Consider the following 14152-nt stretch of genomic DNA (forward strand, 5'->3'; position numbering starts at 1 on the left):
TCCTTTTCCTCTTCATTCGTTGCCTCAACATGCCCGAGTATGGCGAGACAACCTATATTGCCATTTTGAACTGTTCACTCATTGCATTGCAACAACGATCCAATCTCCGTTTCCGACACAGGTTGCCTCCAAAAATACCCTTGCCCTCCGTTGCACCCCATTTCCTTTAATATTTGAATTTGCTTCTCATTTTCAATTCCTTCTGCAACGACATCGATCGACAATTGATGAGCCATCGTGATCACAGCAGCCACAATGGCTTGGTCATCAGCGGATTGCGGTAAGTTTTTGATAAACGAACGATCGATTTTTAAACGGTCCACTTTTAACTTCTTTATATATCCTAATGAACTATACCCTACGCCAAAATCATCAATCGCCAGTTTAACGCCTGCCTCTTTTAACTGGCTTATGTTTTCGTACACGACCGCACTATCCTGCATCATAATATGTTCAGTCACTTCAAATTCCCATCGACATGGATCATCTCCATTGCTTTCAATAATGGAAAGGAGCCGTTTAGCCATGCCTGGTATTTGGAAATGGGAAGCAGACAGGTTGATGGATAAATCCGCTTCGAACCCCCCTCTTTGTTTCCACATTTTCCTGTGCCGGCATGCCGTAGACAGCACCCACTCATCGAGTTTTGGCATCAATCCTATTTTTTCAGCTAAAGGAATAAACTGATCAGGGCGGATCCATCCAAGCTCTGAATTATACCAACGAATCAGCGCTTCTAGGCGAATCAGTTCCCCAGTGAACAAATCGTACTGCGGCTGATAATACAGAATAAATTCATCTCTTTCGATAGCACGATGCAAATGGCTTTCTAATATCGTTTCCCTAATTAAGCGCTGATTGATCGTTCGATGATAAAACTGATAAAATTTTCCTTCCTCTTTCGCATGATACATGGCCATGTCCGCATTGCCGAGCAACGTGTTTAAATCTTCTCCATCAAAAGGAAAAACGCTGATTCCGATATTGGCGGAGAGAATAAACTCTCTTCCTTCGATCTCCAATGGTCGGGCCAACATTTGTTGGATTGTCCGCACATACGCAAGGATAGACTGATAATTCACCCGCGGCGCCACAGCGACAAACTCATCACCGCCCACGCGAGTCAAAAACAGCTTTTGATCTAATACTGTTCGAAAACGAGCAGCCATTTGTTTCAACACTTCGTCTCCCACCGAATGCCCCAATGAATCATTAATGTTTTTAAACCGCGCTAAATCAATAAAATAAACGGCCAGCAGTCGTTCCTCCTCTTTCGTCTCTTTCAGCAATTTAGGAAACTGCTCTCTTAAAAAACGGCGATTGGGAAGGCCCGTCAAATCATCATGGTTGGCCATATATTTGATTTGCTCTTCATACTGTTTCAAACGGGTAATATCCGTTCGAATCGACACGTATTGATACGGCTTTCCTCGTTCATCCAAAAAGGGGACAATGGTAGACTGAACCCAGTAGTAACTCCCGTCTTTCGCTTTATTTTTGATCTCTCCCCTCCATATCTTCCCTTTCCCGATGGTTTTCCACATATGTTTAAAAAATTCTCGGCTATGGTATCCTGAATTGACAATGCGATGGGTGTTTCCAATCAGTTCCTCACGGCTATATTGAGAGATGCGGCAGAAAGCCTCATTCACATATGTAATTTTTCCCGTCTGGTCGGTAATCGCAACAATCGTCGATTCATCCAACGCTTTTTGAATTGACTCTAATTCTCTTAATGTATGTTGCAGTTTGGATTCTAGATCTTTCAACTCTTCCGGAAGAGAAGGCATAACATTCACCTCATTCTACTTTGAATTCTTATGCTCCCAATTTTAATGATAACGTATGACCATTTCAATGGCATAGCGCTGAAATACGTCATCGTCCTAAATTGTGTTGCATGAAACGCTTCTGTTTGAAAACACTGCTTTCCAATCGCTGACGCGATGCCGCACAGAAAGGATTCGATTGTGCACTGGGGAATAGGCAACATCATCAAAGGCAGACATCCATCGAGTAGGAGGGGGCGGCTAACCCCCGTCCCCTCACACCACCTAGCATGCGGGTCCGCACTAGGCGGTTCGTCAACCTTGACGGAGTTCGAAATATCGTTGCGTCAAACTCTTGAGGCCTTGGGCAAGCCATACTGGCTCGCCCAAGGCTTGATGGAGTTGCAGCGTTTTCGTCGTCCGCTAGGCTCCTTTTCGAGTATTGGCGATCTCCATGACCGCTTTCTCGTTCAACCCTAACGCCCTCAGTTCGCGTATTCTTGTTCTCACCCGTTTCCATTGTTGCCATAGGCAAAGCCGAAGCCTTCTACGTATCCATCCTTCTATGTTCTTAAGGATGGATGGGGTTTCGATTAGCTGGAAATATCCAATCCATCCCATGGTGTATTGATTCAGGCGCTGGATACGCTCCTGCATGGGAAGACTCCAATTTGGACGGGTCAGTTGCCGAATCCACTGTTTCAAGCGTTGGATCGACTTAGGAGCGAGGCGAATTCGCGCTTTTCGTTCCGGTGTGAAGCTGAATCCAAGGAAGGCCCGTTTCCACGGGCGATCCACCGCACTTTTCTCCTCGTTTCCTTTGAGTTTGAGCGTTCTCTCCAAGAACCGTTGGATGCTTTGTTTCACCCGTTGTCCTGCCCGCAGACTTTTCACATAGAGATGTTGCAGTCATCTGCGTATCGGCAGAATTTCAATCCTCGCTTCTCCAATTCCTTGTCTAAATCATCGAGAAGGATGTTCGCAAGCAGAGGACTGAGAGGCCCGCCTTGCGGCGTCCCTTCCTCCGTCTGCACCTTCACCCCCTTCGATCATGACGCCGGCTTGCAAGTATGCACGGATCAATCTCAGCACGCGCTGATCTTTGACTTTCCGGGCGACCCGGATCATCACAGGATATCATGGTTGACCCGATCAAAGAACTTTTCCAGATCGATGTCTACGACATACCGATATCCTTCTCAGATGTATCGTTGCGCTTGCCGAACGGCGTCATGGGCGCTGCGACCCGGGCGGAATCCGAAGCTGTGGGGAGAGAAGTCCGGGTCAAAGATCGGCGTCAGTTCTTGGAGGATGGCCTGTTGGATCAACCGGTCCATCACGGTGGGAATACCCAGCTGTCGTGTGCCGCCGCCCGGTTTCGGGATTTCGACCCTGCGGACAGGCGCCAACCGATAGGTTCCCTCCAAGAGTTGGGCTCGAATCGAGCTCCAGTGCGTCCGGATATAATCACGGAGTTGATCAGTCGATATTCCATCGATTCCCGGCGCTCCCCGGTTGGCTTCGACCCGTTTGAGCACCGTGATGAGGTTGTCTCTCGCTAAGATGCGTTCCGACAGAACCATCAAGATCCTTCTCCTTCCGCGGGATGAGATTCAGGTCTTGCCGGGCTGTGCTCAGCCCTCTGACTGAAGCCCTCCTGGCTTCACCCATCTTTCCTCAGCCGAGTTCCTAGAAGGCTGGTGATTTAATAGGAAACTCGGTTGAACAGGGGGATTTCTGAAATTGAGAAACCTTATGAAATCGGTCTTTGTCGAACGAAAAAACAGGCAATGCTCAAGGAAATCATTGTTTTTCACCAGCCTTTTAGAGGGCTGGTGATTTAACTGAAAATGCTGCTCTCCAGCAACGTTTTTCAAATTGAGAAATCTTGCAAAGCCGGGCCTTCGTTTCCACGAAGAACCACTGATCTAGAGGGAATTCTGTTTCCGCGCACAGCATCTCGAAGGAGTCTGATTCATCCCTGAGTTGACGTTCGGCCCTTCCTGTTTCAGGCGTCCCTTACTCCAGTACTATGGCCTCTGCTGACTCCTGTACGTTCAACAGAACCTTTCGGTTCTGGTTACCATCATTAGAAGGCATTCCGTACAGGCCTTCCCGGATAAGGGTAGACACTTTCCACTCATGCACCTGCCCAATATACCTCCACACCCCTTGGCGGCTTAGGACTTCGTCTTGTTTCGCAAACTCGTCCGACTGTGGCGGCCTTCGATTGGGTTCGTGTACCTCCGGTCGAGTGTTTGCCTCCAGCTTCCTTCAGATTCCACCTCACGGTGGACACCCTTGCCTTCAGCTAACGGTAGGCGCTCGCCAGCCTCCGTTCGGGACTTTCACCCTATAGCGTCGCACCCATGCCGGGCGTACAAGAAAAAAAAGGGGCTCCTGCCCGGCCCCTTTTCGGTTGTTGAAAACCCATGCACGCCAATCAATGTGCCTTCGTTGCTCCAATATACGGCATTTTCGTAATGACAATCGGATCGGCCACATTGACGTTGGGCAATTGCTGCGGCTCGCTGTTTTGTTTCATCGCTCCTGCCTGTTTCACGCTAGGCGAAAGCGGCTCATCGACCGAATTGCGGATGATGATGTGCTGGTGAAACGATGTGGATGCCTTTGGCTCTTTCGTTTTGTCTGACTCAAACGGCTTGAGATGGAGGATGGCAGCACACACAAACAGCATTCCCGCCGCGGCGAAGAGCAGAACATTTCGCTTCATTGGCAACACCTCTATAGGAATCAGACGATGCAAAGGAAGATTCGTTTCACCTTTACCGTTGAACCAAACTGCCCTCAGTAAAAAAGAGCCGCAAAGCCCCCTTCATTACGTCCCGCAAAACGTCCGGTACGGTTGGTCGGACGGAGGCGGCAGTTCGGCGTATTCCTCTTGCTCCGGCGAGTAGGCGTACGGGTCGGAAAGAGCTTGAAGGAGGCGATTCATCACGCTGTAATCGCCGCCGTTGACCGCGGCGGCAAGCGCCTCTTCGACCCGGTGGTTGCGCGGAATGACGGCCGGATTATGGCGGCGCATCCGCTCATACGCTTCTTCCTTTGACACCGATTCTTGACTGATCCTTGTTTGCCATCGCTCGTGCCACTCGCGAAACTCGGCGGCGTCAAACAGCGCCATCCCCGTATACTCACCTAACGTCAACGCCCGGAACGTGTTCGTGTAATCGGCGCAGTGCGCCTCCATCATCCGCAACAAATCCGCCACCAGCGCCTCATCTCCCTCCTGCTCTTCAGTCAGGCCGAGTTTCGCCCTCATCCCTTCAAGCCAATAGCGATGGTACCGCTTCGGATATTGATCAAGCGCCTCTTGGGCAAGTGCGATCGCTTTTTCTTCATTCTCATCAAGCAGCGGCAACAAACTTTCCGCAAACCGGGCTAAATTCCAGCCCCCGATGTACGGCTGGTTGCCGTACGCATACCGCCCTTCGGTATCAATCGAGCTGAACACCGTCGCCGGGCTATATGTGTCCATAAACGCGCACGGCCCATAGTCGATTGTTTCCCCGCTAATCGTCATATTGTCGGTGTTCATCACTCCGTGGACAAAGCCGACAAGCTGCCATTTGGCAATCAGTTCGGCCTGACGTTCAATCACTTGTTCAAGCAAAAACAAATAACGATTCTCGGCCGCTTCAAAACCGGGAAAATGGCGCTCGAGTGCATAATCGGCCAACGCGCGCAGCTCCTCTATCGTCCCCCATTGCGCAGCGTATTGGAACGTCCCGACGCGCAAATGGCTCGAAGCAACGCGAGTCAACACCGCCCCAGGCAATTCCGTCTCCCTCACAATCGTCTCCCCCGTTGTGACGACCGCCAAGCTTCGCGTCGTCGGGATGCCGAGCGCGTGCATCGCCTCGCTCACAATGTACTCCCTCAGCATCGGCCCAAGCGCCGCCCGCCCATCGCCGCCGCGCGAATACGGCGTCCGCCCCGAACCTTTCAGCTGAATGTCCACCCGCTCGCCGCTTGGGGTGATATGCTCGCCAAGCAACACCGCCCGTCCGTCGCCGAGCATGGTAAAATACCCAAACTGATGCCCGGCATACGCCTGCGCGATCGGCTCCGCCCCATCCGGAATCTCATTTCCGGCCATCACCGCCACCCCTTCGTCGCTTCGCAGCGCCTCCTCATCGAGCCCAAGCGTTGCCGCCAGCTTTCGATTCAGCACCGCCAGCTTCGGCGCGCGCACCGGCGTGGGAAGGACGTTGCTGAAAAAGCGCTCCGGCAGCCTCGCATAACTGTTATCAAACTTCCATCCTGCGTCCAACATCGTCATCTCCTTTGCGGCCAAAGCCTACTCCTTGTATGAGTTTATTGTACGGCAAAGCGGGCGGCATGATAAACCGAAAACGCGCGATCCTAAACCAAAACCGAACCGTCAACGTTCGACGAAAACCACCATATTTTCTCTTTCTTTCTCGCCCTGTTTCTTTGTATAATACTTGTGAGGAGGTGAGAAAAAGTGGAAGAGAAAACAATCATTCAAGCCGTGCTCCAAGCGCTCGAACAACATTCTGACAAAATCAGCTCAAAAATGGAAGAAATGGAGCAACAACTGCACTCCAAAATACACGCAATGGGACAACAACTTCGCCACGAAATGCAGGAGATGGGGCAGCAACTCCGCAACGAGATGCAAGAAATGGGACAACAACTCCGCAATGAAATGCAAGAGATGGGACAACAACTCCGGGCAGAAATCCGCGCTGTTGAGACCCGTCTTGAGGCCAAAATCGATTCCCTTCGTGAGGAAATGCAACAGATGAACAGACAACTGAACGAACGAATCGACCACCTTGAAGAAGAATTGACAGATACTCAAGCCTCGGTCGAAGTGTTGACAACAAAAGTGCTCCACCACGACCGAAAACTTCGGCAATTGGCCAAACAAGCGTAATTCCTCTCAGTTAGCCAGCCATTTTTTCTGTCCACCGCGAGCTAAAAAACCGCTCCGTTTTCACCTTTTTATCGGCATGAATGAAATGGAGCGGTTTTTGTATGAACAGAGCACAGCGACGATTTTTCGTATTTTCACCTTCCTCGCCACTCGAGCACTCCTCATTTCACCAATCCATGCCGAAACGCGTAAATGACCGCTTGCGTCCGGTCTTGGACGCCGAGTTTGGCGAGGATGTTGCTCACATGCACTTTCACCGTTTTGAGTGAAATGAACAATTCATCGGCCATTTCTTGATTCGTTTTCCCTTGCGCCATCAACAAAAGCACTTCCATCTCCCGGCTCGTGAGCTGCTCATGCGGCAGGCGCTCTTCCTGTTTCCGATAGTTTCGCATCACTTTTCCGGCCACTTCCGGTTCGAACACCGATTGCCCGTGGAACGTGGCGCGAATGGCGTCGGCAATTTCGCTCGCTTTCGATGTTTTCAATAAATAGCTCGTCGCCCCTGCTTCAAGCGCGGCAAACACTTTTTCATCATCGAGAAAACTCGTCACGACAATGATTTTCGCCTCCGGCCACGCGCCGATGATTTCGCGCGTCGCCGCAATGCCGTCCATCGGCTCCATGACAAGATCCATCAAAATGACATCCGGCCGCAACGTGAGAGCGAGCTCAACTCCCCTTTTTCCGTCTTCCGCCTCGCCGATCACCTCCATATCCGGTTGGGCCGATAAATAAGCCGACACGCCAAGCCGCACCATTTCATGGTCATCGACAAGCAGCACCTTGATCACGGTCATCCCCCCTATACACAATCGGCACTTTCACTTCCAGCCTCGTTCCTTGGCCTTTTAAGCTGACGATTTTCAACGCCCCGCCGATTTCCGCCGCCCGCTCATGCATGTGCTGCAACCCGTACGAGCCGCTTTTCGAACGTTCCACATCAAAGCCGACGCCATCGTCGGTGACGCGCAAAATGGCAAACCCGTCCCGTTCGATAAGCAATACTTCCAACGACTGCGCTTTCGCATGGCGCAACGTGTTGGAAAGCGACTCTTGCAAAATGCGGAACAGATGATCCTCAACCCCTTTATCCAACGGAACGTCTTCGATTTTCCATTTCATCTTCAGCGGCACTTTGCCCGCCAGTTCAGTAAGCAGTTCGTTCATCCCTTCTTGGAGCGATTTTCCTTTCAGCTGCACCGGCCGCAAGTGCAGAAGCAACGCTCGCATTTCCAATTGGGACTGGTGAATCATTTGTTCGACCATTTTCAGTTGCTTCCGATGGCGTTCATCGTCCGGCGGCATCGTTTCCATGACGGCTGACATCATCATCGAAGCGGCGAACAATTGTTGGCTTACGGAATCATGCAGTTCCCGCGCCAGCCGCGTGCGTTCTTCGGAAAGAATGCGTTCAACGAGTCGTTCTTCCTGTTCGGCCTTTTCCGCCGCCAATTTTTGAACGCGTTTCGTTTGCTCGAGCCATTGCGTTTGCAGCTTCTCGATTTGCCGCCAAAGCTCTTGCAGTTCCGGCGGCGGCTCTCCCTGACAGAGTTCCCCCATTTCGCCGTGTTCGATTTGCTCAAGCGCCTGCATGACCGCCTGCCGCTGCTTGCGCCAAATGAAATCCAACGCAAGCCCGCTCGCAACCCCAACGAACAAACTGGCTGCCGACACAAACAGCAAAAACGGCACACCCATCACCGCTTTGTCCCACAACTCCGTCCATGTCCCCAGCGGAAAGGCATAAAGAAAGGAAATGAATAACAAAACGAAAAGGATAAACGCTGACAAAACTGAAACCATCAACGGCCGGCTCATAGCCGTTTCACCTCAATATGGCCAATCACCATCGAGGTGACAATTTTCAATTTCCGCTCGGCCGCTTCATAAGAAGGCGTCTGATAAATGAACGTTTGATTAAGCAAATGTTCCACTTCTCGCCCCAATACCGTTCCCCCGCCAAAAATGGCCGAATGGACGACTTTCGTCTCGACTTCATACGGGACAAGCACGCGCACATGGCCAATCAAACCGCGCACGATAATGACCGCTTCCCCTTTTGGCAAGACAGTGTTGCTTACATCGATCACCGTATCGCCAATGCCGGTTTGAATGTTAACGTCATTCCATTCATACACATGTGCGGGAGTCGTTTGCCGTCCGAACAGCATATTATGAAACAGCGGCTGCCGGCTGATCACTTCCCCTTCGCCGCCAGCCGCTTCGGTGATGACGGGCCGAATGACAGCCGGTTGCTGCTTGGATTGGAACCATTTCCAAAGAGTAGAAAACAAGAGCGCGATGACGATAAACCGGGCGGTCATCATCGCAAATAAATGAAACACGAGGCCAATGCAGCCAAGCCAAAAAAGAATTTTCCCCCGTTTGCGCGGCCAAGCGTTTTTCCCAATATAAAGCAAGGCTACCGAAAATCCAATGGAAAACAACAATCCCGGATGGAAAAACGAAATTTCAATGAAAAAAAGCAACAGTGCGATCAAGACCGCCCAGCTGACATAATCGGTTTTCTTCCGTTGATCGAGCATGCGGGGATCCCCCCTGTTGTCTAAAATGAAAAAGGTTGTCTCAAAAGATTGTTTTCGTTTTCCTCTCAACAAAGCACAACATATTGTTTGTTGAGCGTATTTCATGCGCATATACAGGTATGAAAGAAGGTGCCCCATTGTTTTTGGGACACCTTCTAGCATATCCGGTTATTTTCCTTCCTGCAACTGCTTTTCCAGCTGAGCGATGCGCGCATCGATCGTGCTCCGGTAATAATCGGAGCGAACTTGCTGCTCAAGGCGGTCAAGGTAGACTTCTGCATCGGCAAACGCCGCCAGCGCCGGGCCGGCGTCCCCGTTGACCACCCGATGGATCCGGTAATGCGCCCGCGCCGCATTTTCCCGTCCCATCAGCTCCATGCGCCGCATTTGCATGTCTTTCAGCTTGTGTTTCATCTCTTCGTATTTCGCTTCCAAGTCAAACAACTCGCGGCTCGTTTGCTCGAACAGCTGTTTCAAGCGGGCTGCCCGCTCCGCATATTGCGCCTGCTCGCGCCGCGCGAATTCGGCCAGCTCCATTTCCCCAGCTTGCGCCGCCACCTCCGCCTGCTTGCTTCGCTTTTCCGCCATCTGTTCGGCTTCGCGATGTTCGCGGGCAAACTGCTCTTTCAGCACATATTGGCGCTCGAGCAGCTGCCGCACCCGCTCGACTTCCTGTTCACATTGGCGCAAATAGTGATTGAGAAGCGCGATAGGGTTTTTCTTTTCTTTTTCGTCAAGCCATTCATGGAGATCGGCTTCAATGATCGTTTTCAAGCGTGAGAACACACTCATCATCGATTCGCTCCTTTTTCATTGGTTTCATGAATAATGCTTTTGCAGCTCCGCCCATTGTTTTTCAAAATTGACAAACGGGTCGTCTGCTTCTGGAACGGCGTGCTCATCTCTCGTTCCATTCCATTTTTTATACACAACATACAGCACATACGCCGAGACAAGCGCCACAAGCGCCGGTACATTCGAAGCGCTGGCCACCAACGCTGCACAGCCAATCAATGCCCACACGATTTTCCCGAACGTCGATGGGGCTTTCAAACATTTCTTGAACGCATAGTACAATACCGCCAGCGTGATTGCCAACCCAACAAGCGGCCCAAGATGAAACAGCAGCACAACCAACGCCACCGCGCCGGCAACGAACAGTCCGATCTTTTTTGCCATCCTTTTGCCTCCTTTCGTCTTCCATCGTACCGCAGACAACCTGCTTTCCTTCATGTTCTGTAGATATATTTTGTCTACGACTGGAGGCGTATTTTTGACCAAGATATAATGCCCCAGCTTCCCTTGCCCGAGTTCGACAGTTTTGAGGCCATTTTAGGCAAATAGAAATGGCCAAAAAGCCGTTAAATCAAGGATTTTGCGGTGTGGATCCTAGAAAAAACGCCGAATTCCATAGGCACACGTTTTGTTGATTTTCTCTTTTAAAATAGCTAAATATGGTTTATAATATAGGCATGTACATACGACGAGTCACACGCAAAAACAAAGATGGAACAACCGTTGCCTATCTCCAGCTTGCTCATAACGAATGGGATCCGAAGGCCAAATATGCGAAAGCGAAGGTGATTTATTCGTTTGGGCGCGAAGACGAGGTGGATCGCGCTGTCTTGGAGCGTCTGGCCAAAAGCATTTCGCGATTCCTTTCTCCCGAGCAGGCTTGGGAAGTCGAAACGTTGGCAAGAGACACTTCCGATAACTTTCGGTTTCAATCAAGCAAACGCCTCGGTGGCGTTTGGCTCTTGGATCAACTTTGGAACCAACTGGGATTGAAGGAGATTCTCCACTCCCTGTTTGCCTCGCGGCATCATCAAATTCCGCTGGAACGGCTCATCTTCGCGATGGTGGCGAATCGCGCCCTTCATCCGTCAAGCAAGTTAGCGATGGAAGAATGGGTGGAAAAAGACGTGCATATCCCCCGTCTTCCCCAAGTCGCCAGCCACCAGTTGTACCGCGCGATGGATGAATTGCTTGCTGTGCAACCGGAATTGGAACGCCAAGTGTTCCATGCCGTGGCCGATTTATTGAACTTGGAAGTCGACCTGATTTACTTTGATACGACTTCGTCGTGCTTCGAAGTGGATCCCTCTGAAACACCGGAAGGGGAATCGCTTCGAAAGCAGGGATTTTCTAAAGACAAGCGACCCGATCTTGTCCAAATCGTCATTGGGCTGGCCGTCACCCGGGAAGGAGTCCCGATTCGCGCTTGGGCATGGCCAGGCAATACGATGGACATGACGGTCATCAAACAAGTCAAACACGATTTGATCGACGGGAAGCTTGGTCGTGTCATCAGTGTCATGGATCGCGGATTTTCATCTGAAGAAAACTTACGAACCTTACAACAGGCAGGAGGACATTACATTGTCGGTGAAAAAATGCGATCCGGGAAAGCTTCCGTCGAAGAGGCGTTGAGTCGTCGCGGGCGTTGCCAACAAGTCCAAGAGAACTTGCATATCAAGGAAATCACCGTGGGAGACGGAGAAGCACGCCAGCGCTATGTTCTCGTGTACAATCCCCGCGAAGCCGAACGCCAGCGCAAGGAGCGGGAAACGCTGCTCGAATCACTCAAAGAGGAGTTGGAGGGGCTTCGCCAACTCCCCAACGAAGCCTATCAGAAGGCTGCCTGTCGATTGCGTTCCCATCCTTCCTATGGAAAATACTTGCGCCAGTTGAAGGACGGGACTCTTCGCATCGACAAGCAGGCGGTTCGTGATGCCGAAAAGTATGACGGCAAATATCTCATCCGCACATCCGATGACACCTTGTCTGCCGAGGATGTCGCCATAGGGTATAAGCAGTTGGTGGATATCGAGCAGGCCTTTCGAACGTTGAAATCGACACTTGAGCTGCGCCCGATGTATCATCGCTTGGAAGACCGCATTCGGGCGCACGTGCTGCTCAGTTGGCTCGCTCTCCTGCTCGTTCGGATCGTGGAGATTCGAACCCATGAATCATGGCCGAAAGTAAGGGACGAATGCGAACGTCTCATGCTTGGACATTTTTCTTCCAAAAACGGAGACCTTTATCAACGAACCGAACTGACGGCCAAACAAGCGCAGCTCTTTGCGGCTCTAGGGCTGGAGCCTCCTCCGAAGATCCTAGGCATCCATCCTCGCACCTAGATACACGCCCGAAGTATGCCCAAATGCCTCTTGTCCCTTTTGTATCAAGGGATTAGAGGCATTTTGTTTACCTAGTCGCTGTCGAACTCGGGTTTCATAAATCGCACGAATTCGAACGTCCATGGTGTGAAAACTCCTTTGCTTGCCTTATGTATCAAGGACCTATTCGACATCGGGATGAAAAAATCCTCCCGATTTTCGTCGGGAGGGTGCGAAATGTGAGATATAAGTAAACTTTCATACGCTATAATCTGCTGGTTTCCTAAATGAAAAATAGGTTGAAACACATGTGTAAACGAACGCCTCTCTATCAACAATTCTAGATCTCGTTCCATCAAACTCAACACCCCTTCCCCCTTTCACCAACAATCCTCGCTTAAGATATAAATTAAAATTTTACTCACAAAGTGAATTTCTGAACCGACTCCCTTAACTCTTTTGCCATTTGTATCAACCCACGTGCTGAAGATGTGACTTCTTCCATATAAGCTAACTGCTCTTTGGACGAAGCAGCAACCTCCTCAGAAACTGCAGCATTTTCCCTTGCAACTTGTGAAAGTTGATGAGCAGCAGCAGTAACTTGTTGGGCACTAGCTGAAATTTGTTGAGTAACAGCTGATATTTCTTCTATTTGAGGGGCTATTTTCTTCATGTTATCAACGATTTCCAAGAAGCGTTGCGCCGTTTTAGTGGTGATTTCAAATCCTTGTTCTACATTCTCTGTGACTTGGTTCATATATTCAACAGATTCCGCTGTCCCCTGTTGAACTTTCTCTATCAATTCTTCTATTTGCCTCGCTGAGGTTTGGGATTGCTCTGCTAATTTTCTAACTTCACTCGCGACGACAGCAAACCCTCTTCCATACTCTCCTGCTCTTGCTGATTCGATCGTAGCATTAAGCGCTAAGATATCTGTTTGATCAGCAATTGCCTTGATGACTTCTAAAATTTTTCCTATCTCTAATGAGCGCTCAGCTAATAGTTTTATCGTCTCATCACTTTGCTTTACTAACTTATGAATTTTGTTCATCTGTTCTACTGTCAATTTAACGTACTCTCCGCCTTCCTCAGCTTGTAAACTAGCTTCTTTCGCTAATTCTGTTATTTCCATAGAACTCTCTTTGACTCTTATAATTCCTTGAGCGACTGCTTCTAAGGATTCTACATTTTTTTCGATGTTTGATATTTGAGACTCTGCACCAGCAGCTACTCGTTGCATAGCACTAGCTACTTGTTCAGTCACCGATGTTGTTTGATTAGCGCTGGTATCTAAATGTTCAGCAGAATCCGCTACTTTTTCAGCCGTGCTTCTTACATCCCCAACAACTGTTCTCAATTGAATGATCATTTCATTCATAGCTACTGCTAAATGACTAATCTCATCCTTAGATTTTACTTCAAGAAGTTTTGCAGACAAATCTCCCGATGCAACCATTTTCATTCGATCAACCACTTCGAAAATGGGGTTAACAATTGTATTAGCGATCCAAAGTGCCACACCTACACTCGCAATAACGGCAATAATACACACAGTAATAAGAAAAGACTTCAATACATCTGTTGCTTCTGTATTCATTTGATAAAGTTCGAAGATCGTGAATGTACAAACCGCTATTAAAAATAAATTAGATAGCAATGCAGCACTTAATATTTTCAAGCGTAAACTTTTCATCCTTATGCCTCCCTCAATTTTTAAATAACAAGAGTAGTGCTCAAATTCATTACGAAAAAATCTTGTTAAACCCGTGGTGCTAGTTGAGCCTCAGCGTG

Annotated in this window: 11 protein-coding genes and 1 pseudogene; 2 read left to right on the top strand and 10 right to left on the bottom strand. The window is 49.7% G+C overall.

What is annotated here, in order from left to right:
- Positions 1–74: 74 nt before the first annotated feature.
- The 4 genes and pseudogenes from GJ1_RS08050 to GJ1_RS08065 form a co-directional block, all read right to left on the bottom strand.
- Positions 75–1790, bottom strand: a complete 1716-nt coding sequence (locus GJ1_RS08050) for a putative bifunctional diguanylate cyclase/phosphodiesterase (protein ID WP_066230911.1) — start codon at positions 1788–1790, stop codon at positions 75–77.
- 294 nt (positions 1791–2084) lie between these two features.
- Positions 2085–3352 (bottom strand): annotated as a pseudogene (ltrA, locus tag GJ1_RS18850) (group II intron reverse transcriptase/maturase).
- Between the two features lie 860 nt (positions 3353–4212).
- Complete coding sequence (locus tag GJ1_RS08060) at positions 4213–4503, bottom strand: hypothetical protein (RefSeq protein ID WP_066230913.1); 291 nt, start codon at positions 4501–4503, stop codon at positions 4213–4215.
- 105 nt (positions 4504–4608) lie between these two features.
- Complete coding sequence (locus GJ1_RS08065; protein ID WP_066230949.1) at positions 4609–6066, bottom strand: protein adenylyltransferase SelO; 1458 nt, start codon at positions 6064–6066, stop codon at positions 4609–4611.
- Positions 6067–6258: 192 nt separating this feature from the next.
- Here GJ1_RS08065 and GJ1_RS08070 point away from each other — a divergent pair, with 192 nt between their 5' ends.
- Positions 6259–6693, top strand: a complete 435-nt coding sequence (locus GJ1_RS08070) for a hypothetical protein (protein WP_066230915.1) — start codon at positions 6259–6261, stop codon at positions 6691–6693.
- 161 nt (positions 6694–6854) lie between these two features.
- On the opposite strand, the gene GJ1_RS08075 is transcribed toward GJ1_RS08070, so the two are convergent.
- From GJ1_RS08075 to GJ1_RS08095, 5 genes are all read right to left on the bottom strand, one after another.
- Entirely contained in the window at positions 6855–7487 is a 633-nt protein-coding gene (locus GJ1_RS08075; RefSeq protein ID WP_066230917.1) for a response regulator transcription factor, read from the bottom strand.
- On the bottom strand, positions 7462–8514 hold the full coding sequence (locus GJ1_RS08080; protein WP_066230920.1) for a sensor histidine kinase: 1053 nt from the start codon (positions 8512–8514) through the stop codon (positions 7462–7464). The genes GJ1_RS08075 and GJ1_RS08080 overlap by 26 nt, the downstream gene beginning before the upstream one ends.
- Positions 8511–9242 (bottom strand): cell wall-active antibiotics response protein LiaF, encoded by a 732-nt coding sequence (gene liaF / locus GJ1_RS08085; protein ID WP_066230922.1) that lies wholly within the window; start codon positions 9240–9242, stop codon positions 8511–8513. The genes GJ1_RS08080 and liaF overlap by 4 nt, the downstream gene beginning before the upstream one ends.
- Positions 9243–9410: 168 nt before the next feature.
- Positions 9411–10034 (bottom strand): PspA/IM30 family protein, encoded by a 624-nt coding sequence (locus GJ1_RS08090; RefSeq protein ID WP_174520107.1) that lies wholly within the window; start codon positions 10032–10034, stop codon positions 9411–9413.
- A gap of 27 nt (positions 10035–10061) precedes the next feature.
- On the bottom strand, positions 10062–10421 hold the full coding sequence (locus GJ1_RS08095; RefSeq protein ID WP_066230928.1) for a lmo0954 family membrane protein: 360 nt from the start codon (positions 10419–10421) through the stop codon (positions 10062–10064).
- A 293-nt stretch (positions 10422–10714) separates the two neighbouring features.
- On the opposite strand from GJ1_RS08095, the gene GJ1_RS08100 reads away from it, so the two are divergent.
- Entirely contained in the window at positions 10715–12382 is a 1668-nt protein-coding gene (locus tag GJ1_RS08100; RefSeq protein WP_066230931.1) for an IS1634 family transposase, read from the top strand.
- 400 nt (positions 12383–12782) lie between these two features.
- Here GJ1_RS08100 and GJ1_RS08110 read toward each other — a convergent pair whose 3' ends face one another.
- Positions 12783–14054 (bottom strand): methyl-accepting chemotaxis protein, encoded by a 1272-nt coding sequence (locus tag GJ1_RS08110; RefSeq protein WP_066230937.1) that lies wholly within the window; start codon positions 14052–14054, stop codon positions 12783–12785.
- Positions 14055–14152: the final 98 nt, after the last annotated feature.

It is taken from the genome of Geobacillus jurassicus NBRC 107829 (assembly GCF_001544315.1).
Lineage (GTDB): Bacteria > Bacillota > Bacilli > Bacillales > Anoxybacillaceae > Geobacillus > Geobacillus jurassicus.

Excerpts from the sequence above, each read along its gene's own strand:
- GJ1_RS08090 (WP_174520107.1), bottom strand. The coding sequence starts at position 10,034 with ATGAGTGTGTTCTCACGCTTGAAAACGATCATTGAAGCCGATCTCCAT.
- liaF (WP_066230922.1), bottom strand. The coding sequence starts at position 9,242 with ATGCTCGATCAACGGAAGAAAACCGATTATGTCAGCTGGGCGGTCTTG.
- GJ1_RS08060 (WP_066230913.1), bottom strand. The coding sequence starts at position 4,503 with ATGAAGCGAAATGTTCTGCTCTTCGCCGCGGCGGGAATGCTGTTTGTG.
- GJ1_RS08080 (WP_066230920.1), bottom strand. The coding sequence starts at position 8,514 with ATGAGCCGGCCGTTGATGGTTTCAGTTTTGTCAGCGTTTATCCTTTTC.
- GJ1_RS08065 (WP_066230949.1), bottom strand. The coding sequence starts at position 6,066 with ATGTTGGACGCAGGATGGAAGTTTGATAACAGTTATGCGAGGCTGCCG.
- GJ1_RS08050 (WP_066230911.1), bottom strand. The coding sequence starts at position 1,790 with ATGCCTTCTCTTCCGGAAGAGTTGAAAGATCTAGAATCCAAACTGCAA.
- GJ1_RS08110 (WP_066230937.1), bottom strand. The coding sequence starts at position 14,054 with ATGAAAAGTTTACGCTTGAAAATATTAAGTGCTGCATTGCTATCTAAT.
- GJ1_RS08100 (WP_066230931.1), top strand. The coding sequence starts at position 10,715 with ATGTACATACGACGAGTCACACGCAAAAACAAAGATGGAACAACCGTT.
- GJ1_RS08095 (WP_066230928.1), bottom strand. The coding sequence starts at position 10,421 with ATGGCAAAAAAGATCGGACTGTTCGTTGCCGGCGCGGTGGCGTTGGTT.